We start from the raw sequence: 22,140 nt of genomic DNA on the forward strand, positions 1-22,140 counted from the left end.
TGCGAGGCCCCGCGATCTCGGCCGGGAGGGGGCGGCGCCGTGAGCGGGGCGGTCGGCTGGGGGGTCGCCGGGTGCGGGTGGGTGGCCCGCGACCACGCCCTGCCCGCGCTGCGCGCCACCCCGGGGGCGGAGGTGGTCGCGCTGCACGACCGCGACGCCGCCGCCCTCGCCCGGGTGGGCGGCGACACCCCGCGCGGCACCGACCTCGCCGCCTTCCTGGCCACCCCGGGCCTCGACGCGGTCTACGTCGCGGTGCCCAACGCCGCGCACCGGGCCGTCGTCGAGGCCGCCGCCGCCGCGGGCCGCGCGGTGCTGGTGGAGAAGCCGCTGGCCGCCGACGTGGCCGACGCCGAGGCGCTGGTCGCCGCCTGCCGGGAGGCCGGCGTGCTGCTGGGCACCGCCTACGACCAACGCTGGCACCCGGCCCACGCCCGCCTGCGCGGGCTGCTGCCGGAGCTGGGCACGGTGACCGCCGTCCGCGTCGTCTACTGCTGCTGGCTGCCGGCCGACTGGACGCCGGACGGTGCCCCGCACGACAACTGGCGGGTCGACCGGGCCCGCGCCGGCGGGGGCGCCGCGATCGACCTCGCCCCGCACGGGCTGGACCTGGTCGGCGTGCTGCTCGGCGAGGACGTCGTGGAGCTCACCGCGCTGCTCCAGCGACGGGTGCACGGCTACCCGGTGGACGACGGGGCACTGCTGGCCGGCCGCACCGCGGGGGGCGTCCTGGTCGACCTGCACGTCGCCTACAACACCCCCGACGCCCTGCCCCGCCGCCGGCTCGAGGTGGTCGGCACCCGCGGGATGGCCGTCGCCGTGGACACGATGGGCCAGACCGCGGGGGGATCGCTGACCCTGCACCGCCCCGAGCCGGTCGACGTCCCCTTCGCCGGCACCGCCCCGTTCGCCGCGCAGTTCGCCGCCTTCACCGCCGCGGTCGCGGGGACGGCGGCGGTGGCGGTCGCCTGGCCCCACGACCCCGACCGCGACCTGCGCCTGCACCGCCTGCTGCTGCGAGCCCTGGAGGAGGCACGATGACCAACCCCTACCGCGGCCTGCTGCCCGACCTGCCCGCCTGGGCCTGCACCAACTGCGGGCACTGGCAGCGCTGGCCGGCGCCCGGCCCGCTCACCTGCCCGGTCTGCGCCGACGTGCGCAACGCGCTGCCCGAGCACGGCTTCGAGTTCGTCACCGCCAAGCAGGCCGACGAGCTGGTCACCGGCTCCTGGCGGCCCACCGCGGTGGACGGCGTCACCGAGTTCGGCACCGAGCCCCGGTTCGGCCTGGACAGCCGGGGGTGGGTGATCGAGACCGACGCGGGCCTGGTCGGCTTCGAGTGCGCCCCCTGGTACACCGCCGGCATGCTCGCCGAGCTGCGCCGGATGGCCGCGGAGCACGGCGGCCTCGACGTCCTGGCGTCCAGCCACGTGCACGGCTACGGCGCGCTGTGGCAGCTGCAGGCCGAGCTGGAGCCGCGGGTGGTCTGCGTCGGCGTGCGCGACCTGGAGTGGACCAAGGCCTTCCGGGTGACCTGGCCGGCCGACGACGTCCTGGAGCTGGCCCCCGGCCTGACGCTGCACCGCACCGGCGGGCACTTCCCCGGCCACTCCGTGCTGCACGACGCCCGCCGCGGGGTGCTGTTCTGCGGCGACTCGCTCAAGGTCGACCTCGACGACGCCGGCACCCCGGTCGCCCTCTCCGCGCACAAGGCGTTCCACGCCCAGATCCCGCTCTCCCACGGCGAGCTCCGCGAGTACCTGACCGTGGTGGGCGCGCTGGAGTTCGACACGGTGGCCACGCCGTTCGAGCTGGTCCGCGGGGTGACCACCGACCACGTCGTCCACCTGGTGCAGCGGCTGCTGGCCGGTCCGCCGGACGCCGCCCCCGTCCCGCTGGAGGAGCTGTGACCCCGGCCGAGCGGTACCTGGCCTCGTTCCCGCCGGTCGAGGAGTTCGCGGTCGAGGGCCTCGACGTGCTCGACGTGCCGCTGCACAGCGCCTTCCTCGTCGACTCCCCCGCGCACGCCGGCGGCAGCGGCCTGGGCTACGGCGCCACCCGGGAGGAGGCCCGCACCGGGGCGCTGGGCGAGATGGCCGAGATGGCGCTGTCGGCCCGGACCCTCTCCGTGCGGCCGCGGGTGCAGGCCTCGTACGCCGAGCTGGTCCGGCGGGAGGGCCGCGACCGGGTGGCCGACCCCCGCACCCTCGCCCTGGAGGCCGGCAGCCCCTACGTCGAGGACCGGCCGCTGCAGTGGCTGCCCATGACCCGGTGGTCGGACGCCGGGAGCGTGTGGGTCCCCGCCGAGCTGGTCGCCTCCGGGCCCGCGGACCTGCCCGGCGACCCGCCCCCGGGGGGCTGGCTGACCACGGTGGTCACCAACGGCCAGGGCGCGGGCTTCGACGTCGACCGGGCGGTCGCGCACGCCCTGCTGGAGGTCCTGCAGCGCGACGGCAACGCCACCGCTTTCCGGGCCATGGACCGCGGCGTGGTGGTCGACCTCGCCGGGCTGCGCGACCCCGACGCGTGCGCGCTGCTCGAGCGGCTGGCCGCCGCGGGCATCGAGGTGCTGGTCAAGCTGGCGAGCACCGCCTTCGGGGTGGTCGACGTGTACGCCGTCGGCTGCTCGCGGGACGGCTCGGAACCGGTGCCGGTCATGGCGACCGCCTGCGGGGAGGCCGCGCACCCCGACCGGGACACCGCCGTCCGCAAGGCCCTGCACGAGTTCGCCGCCGCCCGCAGCCGGAAGGCGTTCATGCACGGCCCGCTGGACCGCGTCGCGGCGGCCACCCCGCCCGGCTACCTCGACGCGTGGCTGGCCGGGCACCCGCCCGAGCGGCTGGTCGAGGAGGACCGCGCGCTGGAGGCGATGCTCGGCTGGGCCCGGCAGGGCACCGCCGCGCTGGTCGACCAGCTGCGCGGATCGGTGCTCTCCCGGCGGGAGACCGTGCCGTTGACCGGCCTGCCGACCTGGGACGGCGGGGACCTGCTCGGCACGCTGACCGGGCGGCTGGCCGCCGCGGGCCTCGACGTGCTGGTCGACCTGCACCGCTCCGACGGCGAGGCGGTCGCGGCGAAGGTGCTCGTGCCCGGGCTGGAGGTGGAGACGATGTCCTACGGCCGGATCGGCGAGCGGGGCGTGCGCCGGCTGCTGGAGCGGGGCGACCCGCTGGTGGCCGTCGGCCCGGACCCGGGCGGCTGGGCGCGGGTGCACCTGACCCCGGAGGCGCAGGAGCGCCTGGGCGGGCCGGCCTGGTTCGACCGGTCCGGTGCCGCGGCCCGGGTGGGACCGCTGTACGCGCTGTACCGGGAGCCGGGCCGGCACGTGGCCGCGAGCGCGGGAGCGGCCCGGTGACCGGCCGCGAGCGCGGGAGCGGCCCGGGAACCACCGCGCTCCGCTACGCGTACAACACCAACGGGCTGACCTCGCACCGGCTGGGCGACGCCCTGGCCCTGCTCGCCGACACCGGCTACGCGGGCGTGGCCCTGACCCTCGACGTGGTGCACCTCGACCCGTTCGCCGACGACGCGTTCGCGCAGGCCGAGCGGGTGCGGGCCCGCTGCGACGCGCTGGGCCTCGGCGTCGTGGTCGAGACCGGCGCCCGCTTCCTGCTCGACCCGCGGGTCAAGCACGAGCCCACCCTCGTCTCCCCGTCGGCCGCCGGCCGCGCCCGCCGGCTGGCCTACCTGCGGCGGGCCTGCGACCTGGCGGGCGTGCTGGGCGCCGAGGCGGTCAGCTTCTGGGCCGGCGTGCCGCAGCCGGCGGTCGACCGCGGCGCCGCGTGGGGGTGGCTGGTGGACGGCGTCCGCGCGCTGGTCGACAGCCACGGCGGGGCCGGCTACGCCCTCGCCGTGGAGCCCGAGCCGGGCATGCTGGTCGAGGACTGCGACGGGTGGACCGGGCTGGCGGCCGCCGCGCCGGGGATCACCCTCGCGCTGGACACCGGGCACTGCGTGGTCGCCGGCGGGTACGCCCCCGAGGAGGCCGTCACCGCCTTCGCGCCGCACCTGGGCACGGTCGCCGTCGAGGGCATGCGCCGGGGCGTGCACGACCACCTGCCGCTGGACGAGGGCGACGTCGACCTGCCCGCCGTCCTCCGGGCGCTGCGGACCGCGGGCTTCGACCGGCTGGTCACCCTCGAGCTCTCCCGGGACGGGCACCGCGCGCACGAGATGGTGCCGCGGTCGATGGCGACCCTGCGGGCCGCGGAGGAGGCACTGTGCGCACCTGTTTCGTGAGCCGGCGCTACTGGCCGGCGGTCAGCGGGATGAGCGTGTACGCGGAGAACCTGCTGCGCGAGCTGGTCGCGCTCGGCCAGGAGGTGACGCTGGTGAGCCAGTACCGCGACGACGAGGCCGGCACCCGGGTGTACGGCGGCGGCCCGCCCCCGCCCGAGCGGGTGCCCGACGGCGTCGAGGTGGTGGCGCTGCCCAGCCGCGGGGAGACCGTCGTCCCGGCCGACTGGGAGGGCGACATCGACGAGATCGTGCGGACCGTCGTCCGGCTGCACGCCGAGCGGCCCTTCGACGTCCTGCACGCCCAGTACGGCTACCCGCCGGGGCTGGCGGTGCTGGCCGCCGCCCGCGAGACCGGCCTGCCGGCCGTGGTCAGCATCCAGGGCGGTGACGGGCACTGGGTGGGCACCTGCTGCGCCACCCACGCGCACGCCATGCGGACCGTGGTCGACGCCTCCAGCGCGGTGCTGATCGGCAGCGCCAGCTTCCGCGACGAGGTGGTGGGCAACCTCGGCTGCGACCCGGCGCGGTTCACGATCGTCCCCGGCGCGACCGACACCCGCCGCTTCACGCCCGCGGAGCGGCCGCTCGGGGCGCTGCGCGAGCCGCCGGTGCTGCTCTCCCACGGCCGGGTGGACCGGCGCAAGGGCGTGCTCGACCTGCTTGCGGCGCTGCCGGAAGGGGTGCGGCTGGTGGTCTCCGGGATCGGCCCCGACCTCGACGAGGCCCGGGCGCGGGCCGACGGGCGGACGACGTTCCTCGGCTACGTCCCGCCGGACGAGGCACCGGAGGTCTACCGGTCGGCCGACGTCTTCGTCAGCCCCACCTACAGCGAGGGCTTCAGCAACACCCTGCTGGAGGCGATGGCCAGCGGGCTGCCGGTGGTGAGCACCGACAGCGTCGGCGTGGTCGACTGCCTGCGGCACGAGGAGAACGGCCTGCTGCACGCGCCCGGGGACGTCGCCGGGCTGCGGGCCGCGCTGGACCGGCTGCTCGCCGACGCCGGCCTGCGGGAGCGCCTGGCGACGGCGGCCCTGGCGGAGGTGCGCCGGCTGTACTCCTGGCCGGTGCTGGCCCGCGCGGTCGACGCGGTGCACCGGGAGGTGGCCGGGACGACGCCGGGCGCGGGCTGGACGATGCCGGACGGCGTCGACCCCTCCTGCCGCTTCCGGTCCGCGGCGCACCTGCTGTGATGCGCGTGCTGGCGGTCAGCCCGCACCTGGACGACGCGGCGTTCTCCGTCGGCGGCACGCTCGCCGCCCTCGCCGACGCCGGCCACGAGGTCACCGTGGTCACCTGCCTGACGGCGAGCGTGCCCGACCCGGCCGGGTTCGCGCTGGCCTGCCAGCTGGACAAGGGGCTGCCCGCGGACGCCGACTACATGGCGCTGCGCCGGGCCGAGGACGCCGCCGCGATGGCCGCGCTCGGGGCCACGCCGGTGCACTGGGACCTCCCCGAGGCACCCCACCGCGGCTACGGCAGCGCCGCGGACCTGTTCGCCGGCGTGCACGGGGACGACGACCTGTGGCGCGAGCTCGCCGCCCGGCTCGACGGGCTGGAGGCCGGTCTGGGGGCCGACCTGGTGCTGGCCCCGCAGGCCCTCGGCGGCCACGTCGACCACCTGCAGGTGCTGCGCGCCGTGGCCGGGCGGGACCGCCCGGTGCTGTGGTGGCGGGACAGCCCGTACGTGCTGCGCGACCCCGCCGCCGCCCCCGGCCCGCACCTGCCCGGCGGCCTGGCCCCGGTGCGGCTGCCGCAGGACCCGGACCGGCGCGCGGCCGCGTGCGCCTGCTACGGCACCCAGCTGGGCTTCCAGTTCGGCGGGACCGAGGGCATGCGGGCGGCGCTGGCCGGCCTGCCGGAGGTGTTGCTGGCGGGGGCGCGCGCCCGCGCGGTGCTCAGCGGCGCCGCGGTGGGGTGGCAGGGCGCGGGAGGTGCGCCCCGCCCGCTCCGCTAGCGCGCGACGGCGGCGCGGTCGGCGGTCGCCCAGCGCCAGGCCCGCCACGCGCTGCCGACCGTCGATCCCAGGTCGCAGCGGGCCCGGAAGCCCAGGTCGGCGGCGATCCGGTCGACGGCGGCCACCACCCGGGGCGGGTCACCGGGGCGCCGCCCGGCCACCTCGGGCGCGGTGTCGCGGCCGGTCACCGCGCCGACGACGCGCAGCACCTCCAGCACGCTGCTGCCCTCCCCCCGCCCGACGTTGTAGACCCCGCCGGGGTGCCCGCCGGCGAGCGCCCGGGCGGCGGCCAGGTGCGCCTCGGCGACGTCGGAGACGTGCACGAAGTCCCGCACCGGGCTGCCGTCGGGGGTCGGGTGGTCGGCGCCGAAGAGGACCGGGCGCCGCCCGGCGTCCAGGGCCTGGAACACCATCGGGACGAGGTTGGCCGCGCCGCGGTCGCCGAGGTGCGGCGCGCCCGCGCCGGCCACGTTGAAGTACCGCAGGCACACCGCCGCCAGGCCCCAGGCCGAGCTGTCGCGCAGCACCCACTCGGCGGCGAGCTTCGTGCGCCCGTACGGGGAGATCGGGCGGCAGTCGTCGTCCTCGGCCACCCGGTCGGCGCCGGCCGGCCCGTACACCGCGGCCGAGGAGGAGAACACCACGCGGGCCACCCCGGCCGCGCGGCAGGCCTCGAGCAGCGCGACCACGCCGTCGACGTTCTCGCCGTAGTAGCGCAGCGGGTCGGCCACGGACTCGGCCACCTGCTTGCGGCCGGCCAGGTGCACCACCCCGTCGACCGGGTGCTCGCGCAGCAGGCGGGCGAGCAGCCCGCGGTCGCGCACCGAGCCGACGGCCAGCGGGACGCCCGGCAGCCCGGCCAGCCGCCCGGCGTCACCGGTGGAGAGGTCGTCGAGGACGACGACGTCCTCCCCGCCGGCCACCAGTGAGTGGACCACGTGCGCCCCGATGTAGCCGGCTCCCCCGGTCACCAGCCAGCCCACCGGCACCCCCTCCGCGGTCGGCCACGACCCTGTGGCGCGCCATCGTGTTGCCTAGGAGGGAGTCAAGCACCAGGTGGGCCGATCGGCCTGTCGAGCGACGGCGGCGGACGACGGCTCCCGGGATCAGGTGAGCTGGTCGTTGCCGGTCCTGGGGGCCCCGCCCGGGGGGGGCCGGGACCCGGGGGGGGGGCCCGGGCCGGGCGGGGGGGCCCGGGGCCCGGCGCCGGGCGCGCTATTGGACGGGGGGGGGGGGGGGGGGGTGGGGGGGGTGGGTGGGGGGGGGGGTGGAGCGGGTGGGGGGGGCGGGCGGGGCCCCCCCCCCCCCCCCCCCCCCCCCCCCCCCCCCCCCCCCCACGGGGGGTCCGCGCTGGTGCGCGGCCCGGGCCGCCGCTGCAGGATGGCCGCCATGATCGGCCAGCTGCACTCCGTCGTCATCGACGCACCCGACGCGCACGCGCTCGCCACCTTCTACGCCGAGCTGCTCGGGATGGAGGTGTCGAAGGGCGGGCCGGGCGACGACTGGGTGGTGGTCACCGGCCAGGGGTACCGCCTGGCCTTCCAGCAGGCGCCGGACCTGCAGCCGCCGGACTGGCCCGATCCCGCGCGGCCGCAGCAGTTCCACCTCGACGTCCGGGTCGCCGACGTCGAGGAGGCCGAGCCGCGGGTCCTGGCGCTCGGCGCCCGCCGGCTGCCCGGCGAGGGCGGCGACTTCCGGGTCTACGCCGACCCGGTCGGGCACCCCTTCTGCCTGGTGTGGGACGCGTGAGCGGCCCCGAGGACCTCCGGCGGGCGAGCCGGTTCGTCGCGGCCTCCGGGTTCACCGTCGGGGAGGTGAGCGGCACGCGGGTGACCGGGTCGGTGGAGCTCGGCCCGGACCAGCACACCCCCTGGGGCGTGGTCCACGGCGGCGTCTACTGCACGGTGGTGGAGTCCGCCGCCAGCATCGGCGCGAGCGCCGCGGTCGCCGACCGCGGCCAGTTCGCCGTCGGGGTCAACAACAGCACCGACTTCCTGCGGCCGGTGACCGCCGACCGGCTCCATGTCCTCGCCGAGCCGCTGCAGCAGGGCCGCACCCTCCAGCTGTGGCTGGTCACGCTGACGCGGGCCTCGGACGGCAAGCCGGTGGCGCGCGGGCAGGTCCGGCTGCAGAACGTGCCGCTGCCGGGGGCCCGATGAGGTCTCAGCCGCCGGGGACGTGCGCGGGGTCGAGGACGACCCGGAACAGGGCGCGGGGGTCCTGGAGCGTGGCCGGGGGCAGGGCCGCGGCCCGCGGGACCACGCGGTCGAAGCGGGCCGGACGCCGGTGCGGCAGCAGCTCCCGCCCCTCGAACTGGTAGGCGCCCACGACCTCGCCGAGCAGCAACCCGGCCCCCCGCTCGACGGGCAGGCCCACCCGGTCGCCGGGCCGGACCTCGTCGAGGAAGGCCGAGAGCTGGCGGAGGTCCTTGGCCGGGCGGCGGCCCGAGATCTCCTTGGCCAGGGCCCGCAGCTCCGCGGGGGTCAGCCCGGTGGCGTCGACGTCGATGCCCGACTGGGTCCCCAGGCCCACCACGCCGGCGGCCAGGCAGGCGCCCAGCTCGTTGTGCGCGCGGGGCCGGACGACCCACACGGGCACCCCCTCGGGGGCCGGCGCCGGCGGCAGGTCGTCGGGGTCCGGCCAGAGGTAGGGGAGGTCGTCGGGCTCCGGGCCGAACAGCGGGACGAAGCGCTCGCGGTAGAACCCGGGCTCCTTGGCCAGCAGGTTGGACCGGTGCGAGCGGTGCAGCGCCTCGTCGCCGATCCACCTGGGCAGCAGCCCGGCGCGGGCCAGCTCCTCCTGCGCCACCCCCACCACGTCGGGGGCGAACTCGGCGATGAGGGTGTGCGTCGTGTCGGCGAACCCCCGCTCCCGCCACACGCGGACCATCGCCAACCCGTAGGCCACCAGCGCCGGCGTGCGGCCGCGCCACATCCGAACGACCGGGTGGGAGGTCCAGCCGTAGTCGGGCAGCTCCAGGGCCCGCAGCACCTGGAGCGTCTCGACGCGCTGCTTGCCCAGGCGGGGCGAGTCCAGCAGCCGGGCGCTCTCCTCGAAGTCGGCGACGGGCAGGAAGGTCTGCATCGCGCCCGATCCTCGCCGAGGCCGGCGCGGCCCGCCCGGTCAGCGGGGGCGGACCCGGCCGCGGGCGCCGCTCAGGCCGTGCGGTGGGCCGCGCGACGCGCCAGCTCGGGCAGGACCGCGCCGAGCGGGGCGTCGACGCGGACGTCGACCTTCGCGTCACCCCGGGTGGGCCCGAGGTTGACCAGCCCGACCGGGATGCCGAGCTTGTCCGCCCGCAGCACGAACCGGTAGCCGCTCATCACGGTCAGCGAGGAGCCGAGGACCAGCAGCGCGCCGGCGTCCTCCACCAGGGCGAAGCAGCGGTCGACCCGGTCCCGGGGCACCGTCTCGCCGAAGAAGACGACGTCGGGCTTGAGCGGGCCGCGGCCGCAGGCCCGGCAGTCGACCATCACGAACCCGTCGAGCACCTCGTCGGGCAGCTCGGCGTCGCCGTCGGGGTTGACCTCGTCGGCGTGCGGGCCGAACGCCGGGTTGGCCGCCCGCAGCCGGGCGTCGAGCTCCCAGCGGTCGGCGAGGTCCCCGCAGGCGAGGCACACCGTGCGGTCCAGGCCCCCGTGCAGCTCGAGCACGCCCGTCGCGCCGGCCGCCTGGTGCAGCCCGTCGACGTTCTGCGTGATGACCCCGGAGAGCAGCCCGGCGCGCTGGAGGTCGGCGACCGCCCGGTGCCCGGCGTTGGGGCGGGCGGCCGCGATCCGCGGCCAGCCGACGAAGCTGCGCGCCCAGTACCGGTGCCGGCCGCGCGGGTCGCGGAGGAACGTCTGGTAGGTCATCGGCGTGTGCCGGCGCAGCGACCCGGTGGCGCCCCGGTAGTCGGGGATGCCCGAGTCGGTGGACAGCCCGGCACCGGAGAGGACGACGACGTCGCCGTCCCGGACCAGCTCGGCCAGCGCGTCGAGGGCCGGCGCGTCGAGGGCCGGCTCGTCCACGGCCGGGGCACGGTCCACCGGCGGGGTGTCGTCCACGGGCAGGCCGGGGAGCGCGTCGGTCGCGGGGACGGCGGTCACCCCGCCATGGTCCCCCGCGATCCGGTCGCGCGCCGCCGGTCCACCCGCGGCGCCACCGCCGGTGTCAGGCCGCCGGGCCCAGCTGTCGCTCGAGCCGGCCGAGCAGGTCCTCGTACACCCGGCGCAGCCCCCTCGGCGCGAAGGTGCGCTCGAAGAAGCCGCCGACGCCGCCGGCGCCGTCCCAGGTGGTGCGGACCCGGACGGTCGTGCTGCCGGCATCGGCCGGGTGCACGCTCCAGGTCGTCACCATCGAGGAGCGGGTGTCGCGCTCGACCAGGGTGTCGGGGTCGGGCTGCGAGACCTCGACCAGCTGCTCGCGGACCCGCTTCGAGGTGGCGGCGAACCGCCACGCGACGCGGGTGCCCGCGCCCTGGCCGCCGGCCTCGACCCGGTAGTCGGAGAACTGCTCCGGCAGCGCCTCGCGGCGGGCACCGGTGTAGTCGGCGAGCGCCGAGCGGACCTGGTCGGCCGGTGCCCGGACGACGCGTTCAGCGGTGGCGACGACCTGTCCCATGACCCCATCCTGCGCCACCTCACCGGCGGCTCCTCCGCAGGGGGACCCGGTTCGCGCACGGCTCCGCCGACCGGGGACCCGCGCCGGCGCAGGGCGGGCGCACCTCCGGCCGGTCCGGCTCGCCGTCCTCGCCGGGTACCTGCAGGTCGTCCCGGTGGGTCCAGCCGTCGAGGAAGACCTCGCAGTCGCAGTGGCCGCCGCGCGACGCCGGCCGGCGCTCCAGGCCGGTCGCCCGGGGCCGGCGCAGGTCCCGCCAGCGGCCGGCCCGGCGCAGGGTGCCGTCGCAGCCGAAGGCGTCGAGCATCCGGTCGGCGAAGCACAGGACGCACTCGGCGTCCCGCGGCTCGGTCAGGGCGCCGGCGAGGGAGCGCAGGTGCTCCTCCGGCTCGGCGGGTGTCGGGGTCGGGGTGTCCACGTGTCCTCCTCGGTTCGGGAGGACACCGTCGCGACGGCCGCCGACAGGGCTCGACCGCCGTCCCCAGCGGACCGGCCGTCCACAGGGCGAGGCGTCAGGCCCCGTGCTCCTCGTTGTTGAGGTAGGTGCAGCGGAACCGCGCGCCGGCCATGGCCTCGGTGAACCGGGCCTCCCACGCCGGGTCGTCGGCCGGGAAGTCGGTGAAGACCCGCTCCTCGAGCACCATCGGCAACCCGTCCAGGCCGGTGCAGGAGCGGCGCAGCAGCACCCGCGTCCGCCCGTCGACCTCGTCGTGCGCCGGCGCCCAGCGCGCCGTGGCCACCGCGTCGGCCAGCCGCGCCCGCTCCCGCGGCGGCAGGGCCGCCGGCCGGCCGGCCGACAGCCGCGCCCGGCGCTCCGGCGAGGCCACCCACACCAGGACGGCGGCCAGCACCGCGACGAGGACCACCGCCGCCAGCACCCCGGTCATGTCACGACGGTAGTGCGCTCCGGGCGCCAGAGCCGCCGCCCGGCGCGGGAGCCGGCGGCGCGGGCCGATACCCTCCAGGCCGTACGCCCCGGTCGGCGCACCCGCCGACGAGCCCCCGTAGCTCAGGGGATAGAGCATCGGTTTCCTAAACCGTGCGTCGCAGGTTCGAATCCTGCCGGGGGCACCGGGCTCCGCGGGCTACCAGCCGACGCCGGGCTCGTAGGTGCCGAAGGTCCACTCCTGGCCGCCGGGGTCCACCACCTGGGCGCGGCGGGTGTGCCAGATGGTCCGCTCCGGCTCGACCACCGGCCGGGCGCCCGCGGCGACGGCCCGCTCGAAGGTCCCGTCGACGTCCTGCACGCGCAGGTAGAGGCCGCACGTGGCGGGCGGGCGCACGGCGGCGTCGGCGCCGTCCCCGGTCGCGGTGCCGTCTCCGGCGACCATGAGGACGGCGTCCCCCCACCGGACCTCGGCGTGCAGGACCTGCCCGTCCGGTGTCTCCTGCCGCCGGACCTCCGTGAACCCGACCGCGGCCAGCCAGTCGAGGGCGGCCCGGGCGTCGCGGTAGCCGAGGGAGGCGAACAGCCGCGCGGTCACGGGGCGGAGCCTAGGGGGTCGCGCGCCGCCCGACGACGGGTCGCGCGCCGCCCGACGACGGGTCGCGTGCCGCCCGACGGCCGGTCGCGCCCCGGCGGTGCCACGCTCCGTGACCGCGCCCCGGTGATCGACTCGCCCGCCGGGGCGAAACCACGGGGGGCTCCGAGGCGTTACCGTTCCCGTACGCATGTCGTGTCCCGGCAACGGCGCCGGGGCGGAGCGGAGGTGGATCAGCAGCATGGAGACACGTGTGGTCGACGCCCCGGAGCGGGGGCGCTTCGAGGTGCTGCTCGGGGACCGGGTGGTCGGCCTGGCCAGCTACCACGTCGAGGGCGGCACCATGGCGCTCCCGCACACGGAGGTGGACCCCTCCGTCGGCGGTCGCGGCATCGGCTCCGCGCTGGTGGCCGGGGTGCTCGCCGCCGCCCGGGAACGGGGGCTGCACGTGCTGCCCTACTGCTCGTTCGTGCGCCACTACATCGCGCAGCACCCCGAGTACCTCGACCTGGTCAGCGAGGACGACCGGCCGCACTTCGGCCTGGCGACCGCCGACCACTGACACCGACGCGCGAGGGCCCCTCCGCCCGCCGGGTGGAGGGGCCCTTCCGCGTCCTGCAAGCCGGTCGTGCACGACCTAGTCTTCGCGGGTGCCGACCGTCCTGCTCTGGTTCCGCCGCGACCTCCGGCTGGAGGACCACCCGGCGCTCCTCGCGGCCCGCGACACCGCCGGCCCGGACGGCGCCGTCCTGCCGGTGTTCGTGTTCGACGACCGGCTGTGGGGACCGTCCGGGGACCCGCGGCGGGCGTTCCTGCTCGACTGCCTCGCCGACCTGTCCGGCCAGCTCGACGGCGCGCTCGTGCTGCGGCACGGCGACCCGGCCCGCGTCGTCCCGGCCGTGGTCCGCGAGGTGGGCGCCACCGCCGTGCACGTCTCGGCCGACGCCGGGCCCTACGGCCGGCAGCGCGACGCGGCGGTCGAGCGGGCGCTGGGTGACGCCCCCCTGGAGCGCACCGGCTCGCCCTACGCGGTCACCCCGGGCCGGGTGACCAAGGACGACGGGACGCCGTTCCGCGTCTTCTCCCCCTTCGCCCGCGCCTGGCGGGCGCACGGCTGGCGCGCCCCGGCGCCGCGCCCCCGGGACGTGCGCTGGCTGACCGGCGTGCGCTCCGACGACCCGCCGCCGGCGCCCGACCTCGGCGGCGTGCGGCTCCCCCCGGCGGGCGAGGCCGCCGCGCGGGAGGCCTGGCGGCGCTTCCGCGACGAGCGGCTGACCGGCTACGCCGACACCCGCAACACCCCCGGCACCGACGGCACCAGCCGGCTGTCGGCCTACCTCAAGTACGGCTGCCTGCACCCGCGCACCCTGCTGGCCGACCTGGCCGAGGTCGGCGGCGCGGCGGCGGGCGCGTACGCGAACGAGCTGGCCTGGCGGGACTTCTACGCCGACGTCCTCTGGCACCGGCCGGAGACGCACAAGGAGCCCTTCGACCGCCGGATGGCCGCGATGCGCTACGACACCGGGCCCGACGCCGACGAGCGGTTCGCCGCCTGGGCCGCCGGCCGCACCGGCTACCCCGTCGTGGACGCCGGGATGCGGCAGCTGCTCGGCGAGGCGTGGGTGCACAACCGGGTGCGGATGATCGTCGCGTCGTTCCTCGTGAAGGACCTGCACGTCGACTGGTGGCGCGGCGCCCGGCACTTCCTCGCGCACCTGGTCGACGGCGACCTGGCCAGCAACAACCACGGCTGGCAGTGGGTGGCCGGCACCGGGACCGACGCCTCCCCCTACTACCGGGTGTTCAACCCGGTCACCCAGGGCGAGAGGTTCGACCCGGACGGCGAGTACGTGCGCCGCTGGGTGCCCGAGCTGCGGGACGTGCCGAGGCGGTACGTGCACCGCCCCTGGGACAGCCCGGACGGCGTCCCCGACGGCTACCCGCCGCCGATCGTCGACCACGCCGAGGAGCGCCACGTGGCCCTCGAGCGCTACCAGCGGGTCCGTGAGGCCCGGTGACGCCCGGGTGTCGCCGAGGTCACGCCGGGGCCGTGGCGAGCGGTGGGCGCGCAGGTGACGCTGGGGGCATGACCCGGCGAGCCGCCCGTGCCTGAGGGCCACACCCTGTACCGGCTGGCCCAGGACCAGTCGCTCGCCTTCGCCGGTCGCCCGGTGCGCGTGTCCAGCCCGCAGGGCCGCTTCACCGCCGGGGCCGCCCTGCTCGACGGCCGGGTGCTGGACGGCGTGACCTCCTACGGCAAGCACCTGTTCGCCGGGTTCGGCGAGGACACCCTGCACGTGCACCTGGGCCTGTACGGGAAGTACGCCGCGGGCACCGGCGCGCCCCCGCCGCCGCGCGGCGCGCTGCGGATGCGCTGGGTGGGCGAGGGGCCGGACGGGCTCGGCGCCTGGACCGACCTGCGCGGCGCGACCGCCTGCGAGGTGCTCACCCCGCCCGAGGTGGAGGGCATCCTGGCCCGGCTCGGCCCGGACCCGCTGCGCCCGCGGCGGGACGACGGACGGGCCCTGCGCCGTGTGCAGGGCAGCCGCACCGCCGTCGGGACGCTGCTCATGGACCAGTCGGTGCTCGCCGGGGTCGGCAACGTCTACCGCGCCGAGATCCTCTTCCGGCACCGGGTGTCGCCGTTCCGCCCTGGCCGGGACGTCGACGCCGACCTGTGGGCCGCGCTCTACGCCGACCTGCGCACGCTCATGCGGGCCGGCGTCCGGATGGGCCGGATCGTCACGACGCGGCCGGAGGACCGGGGGCGTCGCGGCGGGGCCGTCCGCCGCGAGGACGCCCACTACGTCTACCGCCGCACCGGCCTCCCGTGCCGCATCTGCGGGACACCGGTGCGCACCGAGGTCATGGTCGGCCGCAACCTGCACTGGTGCCCCGTCTGCCAGGCGGTCTGACCGGCCGCCCCGCGCGGCGTTCTAGGGTGGACCGATGAGGGCGACGGTGCACCCCCCGGCGGTCGGGGCCGCCGTGCGCCTGGTCGCCTGCCTCGCGCTGGTCTGCCTGGCGCTGGTGCTCGCCGCTCCGCCGGCGGCGGCCGCTCCCGGGGGCGGCCGCGGCGACGACCGGGGCAGCGAGGGCACGCGCGGCAGCGGGGACGACCGGAGCAGCGGCGACGAGCGGAGCGGCGACGACCAGCCGGGACGCGGGAGCGGGAGCGGGCGGGGCCCGGACGACGGGCGGGTCGGCTACGACGTCTCCCACCCGCAGTGCGACGAGGACCTGCCCGAGAACCCTGCCTTCGCCGTCGTCGGCGTCAACGGCGGGCTGGCCACCCGCCCCAACCCGTGCCTGGCCGAGCAGCTGGAGTGGGCGGCCGAGTCCGCGACCGGCCGGGTGAGCGGCCAGCCCGAGGTCCAGCTCTACCTCAACACCGCCAACCCGGGGCAGGTACGCCACCTGGTCACCACGTGGCCGGAATCCGGGCGCTCGCCGTACGGCCGCTGCCTGGGCGGCAACACGCTGGCCTGCTCCTGGCAGTACGGCTGGCTGCGGTCCTACACCAGCGTCAACTCCTTCTTCGTCCCGGCCGCGCTCGAGGCCGACCTGGACCCCGACCCCGCCCAGTACCGGTGGTGGCTGGACGTGGAGACCATGAACACCTGGCAGGAGCGCTCCCCCGAGGCCGCCGCGCACAACCGGGCGGCGCTCGAGGGCATGACCGACCACCTCACCGGTCTGGGGGCCGAGGTCGGGCTCTACTCCACCGGGTACCAGTGGGGCCGGATCGCCGGCCGGGTGCCGCCGGACAGCCCGCTGTACGAGCTGGACAGCTGGCTGGCCGGCGCGACGACCCGCTCGGGGGCGGCGGCCAACTGCGCGCTCCCGCCGCTGGTCGGCGGCGGCCGGGTGGTGCTCGTCCAGTACGTCGCCGACGGCCTGGACCACAACCACGCGTGCCGCTGAGCGCGGTGCGACCCGCCCGGGGTCAGAGGGCGCCCTTGCCCGGGTCCCCGGCCGGCACGGCGGTCAGGACGACGACCTCCGGTGCGGCGGTCAGCTTGCCCTCCAGCCGCCGGCCGAGCTCGGTGAGCGCCTCCCCCTTGCCGTGCGCGGCCAGCGCCTGGGGGCTCTCCCACTGCTCGACCATGACCAGCCGGCCGTCCTGGGCCTCGTGCAGCGCGTAGCGCGCGCAGCCCGGCTCCTGGTGCACCTGCGGGACCGCGGCGAGCACCGCCTCCCGGACCTCGGCGGCGTGCTCGGCCTGGGGGCTGATGGTGGCGACGACGACGATCGGCACGTGGTTCCTCCGGGGAGATCGGGGCGGAGCCTGGCGCACGCGCGCCCGGCCGGGTCAGGATGCCTGTCGTGTCGGCCCTCACCCCCCCTGGCCCCCTGTCCGCACCGCTGCGGGTCGCCGTCGTGGGCGCCGGGCCCGCCGGCATCTACGCCGCCGAGGCCCTGACCCGGCAGGACGACGTCCCCGTGGCCGTCGACCTCGTCGACCGGCTGCCCACGCCGTTCGGGCTGGTCCGGCACGGCATCGCGCCCGACCACCTGAAGATGCGCGCCATCCGGGAGACCCTGCACCGGGCGCTGGAGCACCCCAGCGTGCGGTTCGTCGGCAACGTGTCGATCGGCACCGACATCTCCTGCGCGGAGCTGCTGGAGACAGTCGACGCGGTGATCTACACCTACGGCGCGGCCCTGGACCGCCAGCTGGGCATCGAGGGCGAGGAGCTGCTGGGCAGCCTCGCCGCCACCGAGCTGGTGGCCTGGTACACCGGTCACCCCGACGCCGACCGCGCGAAGGTGGAGGCGGCGCTGGAGGGGGTCCGGGACGTCGTGGTCGTGGGCGTGGGCAACGTGGCGCTCGACGTGGCCCGCGTCCTCGTCCGCACGCCCGAGGAGCTCGACCCCACCGACATGCCCCAGCACGTGCTCGACGTCCTGGCCGCCGCCCCCGTCGAGCGGGTGACGGTGCTGGGCCGCCGCGGCCCCGCCCAGGCCACGTTCACCACCAAGGAGCTCGACGAGCTCGGCGAGGTGGCCGGCGCGACCGTGCTGGTCGACCCGGCCGACCTGCCCGGCGAGGACGAGCCGCCGCCGGCCGACCGGCTGGTCGCCCGCAACATCGGGGTGCTGCGCGAGTTCGCCCGCAACACCGCCGAGCCGGGCCGCCCGACGGTGACCCTGCGCTTCTTCGGCCGGCCGGTGCGGCTGGCCGGCGAGGACCGGGTGACCGGGGTGGAGGTCGAGCGGACGGTGGTCGACGAGGACGGCCGCGCCTCGGGCACCGGGGACGTCGAACTGGTGCCCGCCGACCTGGTCGTCCGCTCGGTCGGCTACCGCGGCAGCGGGCTGCCGGGCCTGCCCATCGACGAGGGCCGCGGGACGGTGCCGCACGCGGCCGGCCGCGTGCTGCGCGAGGGGAGCCCGGCCCCCGGCGAGTACGTGGCCGGCTGGATCAAGCGCGGCCCCACCGGGGTGGTGGGCACCAACAAGCACGACGCGCGGGAGACGGTGGCCGCGCTGCTGGAGGACGTCGCGACCGGCGTCCTGCGGCCGACCGGCGGCCGCGGCGACCTGGTCGAGCTGCTGCGGACCCGCGGCGCCGACCCGGTGCTGCTCGAGGACTGGCGGGCCATCGACGCCGCCGAGGTGGCGCTGGGGGCCGAGCGCGGCCGGGCGCGCACCACGCTGCACGAGTGGGACTCCTTGCTCGCCGCGGTGCGGGAGGCCGCCCACCGGGTCGGCTGAGCACGCCGGGGCCCGCGCCCTCTCCCCAGCTCCGGCTCTGCAGCCCGGCCCCGGCCCGGGGCCCCGGAGCCCGGCCCCGGCGGGTCCCCTGCTGGTGCACCCGCGCTCCTACGCCGCTGAGTGCCATCGCACTCAGCGGCGTAGGAGCGCCGCAGGCCCACCTCAGCGGCCCGGTCACCGCGGCCGGACGGCCCGCCCGCCCGGCCCCACGGTCAGCGCGCCAGGCGGATGAGCTCCCGCGCGGTCCGGGTGTCGGCCGCGGCGGCGAAGCGGATCAGTGCGACGGTGTCGGGCTGCAGCAGCAGCGGCTCGCCGTCCGGGTCCAGCGCGACCCCGCCGGCCGCGGCGAGCACGGCCAGCGCCCCGGCGACGTCGTGCACGTGGGTGCCGCTGCGGTCGACGTCGTGCCAGGCCGCCGCCGACCCGTCGGCGACCAGGCACAGCTCCACGGCGGTGCACCCGGTGACCCGGACCCGGTGCGCTGACGGGGGCACCCGCACCGCCCCGCCACCGGGCGCCGAGGGCAGGACGACGGTCGAGCCGGCCCGCACCCGCACCGGGGTCCCGTCCCGTCGCGCGCCCTCGCCGGGCACCCCCTCCCAGCGCCGGCCGGACGACAGGTCGACGACGACCCCGGCCAGCGGGCGGCCGGCCTGCACCAGCGCCGCCGAGAACGCCCACGGCGGCACCCCGGCGCGGAAGTTGCCGGTGCCGTCGAGCGGGTCGAGCACCACCCAGGGCCCCAGCCCCGGGTCGGCGGGGTCGGCGCGCTCCTCGCTGAGCACCGGGACGCCGAGGTCGCCCATCACCGCGGCCGCCGCCTCGTGCGCGGCGTCGTCGGCGGCGACCGACAGGCTGCCGTCGTCCTTGCGGGTGTCCCCGCCGTCGTCGCGGGTGAGGGCGACGGCGATCTCCACCCGGCTGGCCGCCAGCGCCGCCGCGTGCCGGAACCGGGTGGTCAGCGGCGCGTCGCCGGGCGGGACGGGCACGGGGAGGGACTCGTCCCGGAACTTGTGCCGCACCCGCTGGCAGCCCCAGCCGGCCGCGGCGTCGAGCACCTCCGGCCGGCCGAGGGCCAGCCCGGCCGAGGGCAGCACGACCACCTCGGGGGTGCCGTCGGGCGACCACTGGCGGCGCAGGTGCGCCGCCCCGGCGGGGCCGAGGAGCACCCGGGCGTTGGGGTCCAGCAGGGCCGGCGCCAGCGCGTTGGGCGAGACCTCCATCCGGGCGGCCGCCTCCCGCACCTGGGCGCCGGTGGTGGCCACGCCGAGCCCGGCCCCGACGTCACCCACTGTTGCGCAGCGCGGTGGCGATGCCGTTGATGGTCAGCTGGATGTTGCGCCGGACGAGCTCGTCGTCGTCCCCCTGCCGGCGGCGCCGCAGCATCTCCACCTGCAGGTGGTGCAGCGGCTCGAGGTAGGGGAACCGGTTGCGGATCGACCGGGCCAGCGCGGGGTTGTCGGCGAGCAGGCCGTCGTCGCCGGTGAGCGCCAGCAGCATCCGGCAGCTGCGCCCGTGCTCGGCGGTGATCCGGTCGAACACCGTCCGCCGCAGCGTCTCGTCGGGCACCAGCTCGGCGTAGCGCGCGGCCAGCCCGAGGTCGGTCTTGGCCAGCACCATGCCCATGTTGGACAGCATGGTCCGGAACCACGGCCAGCGCCGGTGCAGGTCGCGCAGCCGGTCCAGCCGCTCCGGCGAGCCGTCCACCCAGCTCTCCAGGGCCGTGCCGGTGCCGTACCAACCGGGCAGCATGATCCGCGCCTGCGACCAGCTGAACACCCAGGGGATGGCCCGCAGGTCGGTGATCCGGTCACCGGGCTTGCGGGAGGGCGGCCGGCTGCCGATGTTCAGCTCGGCCAGCTCCCGGATCGGGGTGGCGGCGCGGAACCACTCGACGAAGCCCGGCGTCTCGTGCACCAGCTCGGCGTAGGCGCGCCGGGCCCGGTCGGCGAGGTCGTCGAGCAGCGCGTAGGCCTCGTCCGCGTCCTCGCCGAGGCCCTCGACGTCGAGCAGCGTGGCCTCGAGGGTGGCCGAGACCATCGCCTCCAGGTTGCGGCGGGCGAGGTCGGGGTCGGCGTACTTGGCCGCGATCACCTCGCCCTGCTCGGTGATCCGCAGCGACCCGGCCACCGCGCCGGGCGGCTGGGCCCGGATGGCGTCGTAGCTGGGCCCCCCGCCGCGGCCCACGGTGCCGCCGCGGCCGTGGAAGAGCCGCAGCCGGATGCCCTCGGCGCGGGCGACCTCGACCAGCTCGAGCTCGGCGCGGTACAGCGCCCAGTTGGCGGCGAGGTACCCGCCGTCCTTGTTGCTGTCGGAGTAGCCGAGCATGACCTCCTGCTCGTCGCCGCGGTCGGCGACCAGCGCGCGGTAGAGCGGCTGGGCGAGGACGGCGGCCATCGTCGTCCCGGCGCGCTGCAGGTCGTCGATCGTCTCGAACAGCGGGGAGATGCCGACCGGGCAGCCGGGACCGTCCTCGCCGTCGGGGTCGAGCAGGCCGACCTCCTTGAGCAGGACGGCGACCTCGAGGACGTCGCTGACCGACTCGCACATGCTGATGACGTAGTTCGGGATGGCCCGCGGACCGAGCAGGGCCACCTGCCCCGCCGCGGCCTCCAGCAGGTCGAGCTCGCCGCGGGCCAGCTCGGAGAGCCCGGCCCCCGGCCGCACGAGGGGCCGGCGCATCTGCAGCTCGCCGGCCAGCAGCGCGACCCGCTCCTCCTCGCCGAGCGCGGCGTAGTCGGGGCAGACGCCCGCCCAGGCCAGCAGCTCGGCGACCACCTCCTCGTGCACCGCGGAGTTCTGCCGCATGTCCAGCCCGCACAGGTGGAAGCCGAAGACCTCCACCGCCTCCCGCAGCCGGGCGAGCCGGTCGTCGGCGAGCGCACCGGCGCCGTGCGTGCGCAGCGAGGTGTCGACGACCGCCAGGTCGGCCAGCAGCTCGTCGGGGTCGTCGTAGGGCTCGAGCCGGGCGTGCGGCGGCGGGCCGGGCACCGCGCCGAGGACCCGCTCGGCGGTGGCGGCCAGCCGGGCGTACATGCCGTACAGCGCCCGCCGGTAGGGCTCGTCGGCGCGGAACGGGGAGTCGTCGCGGGCCACCTCGGCGAGGTGGGCCAGCTCGCGCGTGGGTGTGATGAGCCGGTCGGACATCGACAGCTCGTCGTGCAGGACCAGCAGCTCGGCGAGGTGGTGGCCCAGCGCGGTCTCCGCCTGGCGGGTGCTCGCCCGCCGGACGGCCTCGGCGGTGACGAACGGGTTGCCGTCCCGGTCCCCGCCGATCCAGGAACCGGGCAGCAGCATCGGGCGGGCCAGCAGGCCGGCGTCCGGCCAGCGGGCGCGCAGCTGCCGGCGCAGCTCGGCGTTGATGGCCGGCAGCACCTCGAACAGCGAGAGCTCGTAGTAGCGCAGCGCCTCGTCGATCTCGTCGGCCAGCCGCAGCCGGGACAGCCGCAGCAGCGCGGTCTGCCACAGGGTGAGCACGGCGCGGTGCAGCGCGGCCTCCCAGTCGGCGTCGGTCTCGCCGGCCGCCGAGCGGTCGCGCTGCCGGATCAGCTCGGTCACCTGCCGCTGCACCCGCGAGATGGTCCGCCGGCGCACCTCGGTCGGGTGGGCGGTCACGACCGGGGAGACCATCGCGCCGCGCAGCTGGCGGGCGACCGCGTCGGGGTCGAGCCGCTCGGCGTCGAGCAGCCGGAACGTGGCCGCGAGGCTGCCCTTCTGCGGCGGCGAGCCCTCCCGGCGGTGGAACCGCCGGCGCCGCTCGTGGTGGAGGTCCTCGGCGAGGTTGGCGAGCACGGAGAAGTGGCTGAAGGCGCGGATGACGTGGTTGGCCGCGCGGACGTCGAGGTCGCCCAGGCGGCCGGCGAGCTCGGCCCGGTCGACCTCCGAGCGGCGGACCCGGAAGGCCTCCACGCGCGTGGACTCCACGAGGTCGAGGACGTCGTCGCCGGACTGCTCGCCGATGACCTCCCCCAGGACCCGGCCCAGCAGCCGGATGTCCTCCCGCAGCGGGGCGTCGGCGCCGTCGGCGTCCACCCCCCCGTGGTGACGCAGGTCCGCGACGTCGATGCTGGCTTCGGACACCCCGCGAGTATCGACCGTCGGTGTGACGGGTGCGTGTCCTGGGCGTCCCGGCGGTGCCGCGGCACCCCGCGG

General features: G+C 77.5%; 23 protein-coding genes and 1 tRNA gene. 14 read left to right on the plus strand and 10 right to left on the minus strand.

Annotated features, from left to right (window positions below):
* The first annotated feature begins 39 nt into the window (after positions 1-39).
* The 6 genes from ACI8AC_RS18210 to ACI8AC_RS18235 are packed head-to-tail and all read left to right on the plus strand — an operon-like array spanning position 40 to position 6,190.
* On the plus strand, positions 40-1,038 hold the full coding sequence (locus ACI8AC_RS18210; protein WP_456899243.1) for a Gfo/Idh/MocA family protein: 999 nt from the start codon (positions 40-42) through the stop codon (positions 1,036-1,038).
* Entirely contained in the window at positions 1,035-1,907 is an 873-nt protein-coding gene (locus ACI8AC_RS18215; protein ID WP_456899244.1) for an MBL fold metallo-hydrolase, read from the plus strand. The genes ACI8AC_RS18210 and ACI8AC_RS18215 overlap by 4 nt, the downstream gene beginning before the upstream one ends.
* Positions 1,904-3,352, plus strand: a complete 1,449-nt coding sequence (locus ACI8AC_RS18220) for a YcaO-like family protein (RefSeq protein ID WP_456899245.1) — start codon at positions 1,904-1,906, stop codon at positions 3,350-3,352. The genes ACI8AC_RS18215 and ACI8AC_RS18220 overlap by 4 nt, the downstream gene beginning before the upstream one ends.
* Complete coding sequence (locus ACI8AC_RS18225) at positions 3,349-4,236, plus strand: sugar phosphate isomerase/epimerase family protein (RefSeq protein WP_456899246.1); 888 nt, start codon at positions 3,349-3,351, stop codon at positions 4,234-4,236. The genes ACI8AC_RS18220 and ACI8AC_RS18225 overlap by 4 nt, the downstream gene beginning before the upstream one ends.
* Positions 4,218-5,426, plus strand: a complete 1,209-nt coding sequence (locus ACI8AC_RS18230; RefSeq protein WP_456899247.1) for a glycosyltransferase family 4 protein — start codon at positions 4,218-4,220, stop codon at positions 5,424-5,426. The genes ACI8AC_RS18225 and ACI8AC_RS18230 overlap by 19 nt, the downstream gene beginning before the upstream one ends.
* Positions 5,426-6,190 (plus strand): PIG-L deacetylase family protein, encoded by a 765-nt coding sequence (locus tag ACI8AC_RS18235; protein WP_456899249.1) that lies wholly within the window; start codon positions 5,426-5,428, stop codon positions 6,188-6,190. The genes ACI8AC_RS18230 and ACI8AC_RS18235 overlap by 1 nt, the downstream gene beginning before the upstream one ends.
* Here ACI8AC_RS18235 and galE read toward each other — a convergent pair.
* Positions 6,187-7,173: a UDP-glucose 4-epimerase GalE gene (galE, locus tag ACI8AC_RS18240; protein WP_456899250.1), complete on the minus strand. Its 987-nt coding sequence runs from the start codon at positions 7,171-7,173 to the stop codon at positions 6,187-6,189. The two genes, ACI8AC_RS18235 and galE, sit on opposite strands and share 4 nt — an antisense overlap.
* Before the next feature lie 406 nt (positions 7,174-7,579).
* Between galE and ACI8AC_RS18245 the strand changes: the two genes are divergently transcribed.
* On the plus strand, positions 7,580-7,939 hold the full coding sequence (locus tag ACI8AC_RS18245) for a VOC family protein (RefSeq protein ID WP_456899251.1): 360 nt from the start codon (positions 7,580-7,582) through the stop codon (positions 7,937-7,939).
* Complete coding sequence (locus ACI8AC_RS18250; RefSeq protein ID WP_456899252.1) at positions 7,936-8,349, plus strand: PaaI family thioesterase; 414 nt, start codon at positions 7,936-7,938, stop codon at positions 8,347-8,349. The genes ACI8AC_RS18245 and ACI8AC_RS18250 overlap by 4 nt, the downstream gene beginning before the upstream one ends.
* A gap of 4 nt (positions 8,350-8,353) precedes the next feature.
* Here ACI8AC_RS18250 and ACI8AC_RS18255 read toward each other — a convergent pair whose 3' ends face one another.
* From ACI8AC_RS18255 to ACI8AC_RS18275, 5 genes are all read right to left on the minus strand, one after another.
* A complete protein-coding gene (locus tag ACI8AC_RS18255) occupies positions 8,354-9,274 on the minus strand; it encodes an MSMEG_6728 family protein (RefSeq protein WP_456899253.1) in 921 nt (306 codons plus the stop codon).
* A 71-nt stretch (positions 9,275-9,345) separates the two neighbouring features.
* Positions 9,346-10,278 carry an NAD-dependent protein deacetylase gene (locus tag ACI8AC_RS18260; protein ID WP_456899254.1) on the minus strand — a complete coding sequence of 311 codons (933 nt, stop codon included), beginning with the start codon at positions 10,276-10,278 and terminating at the stop codon, positions 9,346-9,348.
* A gap of 64 nt (positions 10,279-10,342) precedes the next feature.
* The gene (locus ACI8AC_RS18265; protein WP_456899255.1) at positions 10,343-10,792 is read right to left on the minus strand and encodes an SRPBCC family protein; all 450 of its coding nucleotides are present in this window, start codon (positions 10,790-10,792) and stop codon (positions 10,343-10,345) included.
* A gap of 19 nt (positions 10,793-10,811) precedes the next feature.
* The gene (locus ACI8AC_RS18270; RefSeq protein WP_456899256.1) at positions 10,812-11,207 is read right to left on the minus strand and encodes a DUF2695 domain-containing protein; all 396 of its coding nucleotides are present in this window, start codon (positions 11,205-11,207) and stop codon (positions 10,812-10,814) included.
* A 94-nt stretch (positions 11,208-11,301) separates the two neighbouring features.
* The gene (locus ACI8AC_RS18275; RefSeq protein ID WP_456899257.1) at positions 11,302-11,676 is read right to left on the minus strand and encodes a hypothetical protein; all 375 of its coding nucleotides are present in this window, start codon (positions 11,674-11,676) and stop codon (positions 11,302-11,304) included.
* Positions 11,677-11,787: 111 nt separating this feature from the next.
* On the opposite strand from ACI8AC_RS18275, the gene ACI8AC_RS18280 reads away from it, so the two are divergent.
* Positions 11,788-11,860 (plus strand) — tRNA-Arg (locus ACI8AC_RS18280).
* Between the two features lie 14 nt (positions 11,861-11,874).
* Here ACI8AC_RS18280 and ACI8AC_RS18285 read toward each other — a convergent pair.
* The gene (locus tag ACI8AC_RS18285) at positions 11,875-12,273 is read right to left on the minus strand and encodes a VOC family protein (RefSeq protein ID WP_456899258.1); all 399 of its coding nucleotides are present in this window, start codon (positions 12,271-12,273) and stop codon (positions 11,875-11,877) included.
* Between the two features lie 238 nt (positions 12,274-12,511).
* On the opposite strand from ACI8AC_RS18285, the gene ACI8AC_RS18290 reads away from it, so the two are divergent.
* The 4 genes from ACI8AC_RS18290 to ACI8AC_RS18305 all read left to right on the plus strand — a co-directional run bounded on the left by ACI8AC_RS18290 (position 12,512) and on the right by ACI8AC_RS18305 (position 16,194).
* Complete coding sequence (locus ACI8AC_RS18290; RefSeq protein ID WP_456899259.1) at positions 12,512-12,832, plus strand: GNAT family N-acetyltransferase; 321 nt, start codon at positions 12,512-12,514, stop codon at positions 12,830-12,832.
* A gap of 88 nt (positions 12,833-12,920) precedes the next feature.
* On the plus strand, positions 12,921-14,288 hold the full coding sequence (locus ACI8AC_RS18295; RefSeq protein WP_456899260.1) for a cryptochrome/photolyase family protein: 1,368 nt from the start codon (positions 12,921-12,923) through the stop codon (positions 14,286-14,288).
* 87 nt (positions 14,289-14,375) lie between these two features.
* Positions 14,376-15,185 (plus strand): Fpg/Nei family DNA glycosylase, encoded by an 810-nt coding sequence (locus tag ACI8AC_RS18300; RefSeq protein ID WP_456899261.1) that lies wholly within the window; start codon positions 14,376-14,378, stop codon positions 15,183-15,185.
* Positions 15,186-15,219: 34 nt separating this feature from the next.
* A complete protein-coding gene (locus ACI8AC_RS18305) occupies positions 15,220-16,194 on the plus strand; it encodes a hypothetical protein (protein ID WP_456899262.1) in 975 nt (324 codons plus the stop codon).
* Between the two features lie 22 nt (positions 16,195-16,216).
* Here ACI8AC_RS18305 and ACI8AC_RS18310 read toward each other — a convergent pair whose 3' ends face one another.
* The gene (locus ACI8AC_RS18310; RefSeq protein ID WP_456899263.1) at positions 16,217-16,528 is read right to left on the minus strand and encodes a putative quinol monooxygenase; all 312 of its coding nucleotides are present in this window, start codon (positions 16,526-16,528) and stop codon (positions 16,217-16,219) included.
* Between the two features lie 68 nt (positions 16,529-16,596).
* Here ACI8AC_RS18310 and ACI8AC_RS18315 point away from each other — a divergent pair, with 68 nt between their 5' ends.
* Positions 16,597-17,988: an FAD-dependent oxidoreductase gene (locus tag ACI8AC_RS18315; protein ID WP_456899264.1), complete on the plus strand. Its 1,392-nt coding sequence runs from the start codon at positions 16,597-16,599 to the stop codon at positions 17,986-17,988.
* 212 nt (positions 17,989-18,200) lie between these two features.
* Here the strand turns inward: ACI8AC_RS18315 and ACI8AC_RS18320 are convergent, their stop codons facing one another.
* A complete protein-coding gene (locus ACI8AC_RS18320) occupies positions 18,201-19,280 on the minus strand; it encodes an inositol monophosphatase family protein (protein ID WP_456899265.1) in 1,080 nt (359 codons plus the stop codon).
* A complete protein-coding gene (ppc, locus tag ACI8AC_RS18325; RefSeq protein WP_456899266.1) occupies positions 19,273-22,068 on the minus strand; it encodes a phosphoenolpyruvate carboxylase in 2,796 nt (931 codons plus the stop codon). The genes ACI8AC_RS18320 and ppc overlap by 8 nt, the downstream gene beginning before the upstream one ends.
* Positions 22,069-22,140 lie beyond the last annotated feature (72 nt).

It is taken from the genome of Geodermatophilus sp. SYSU D00758 (assembly GCF_054049955.1).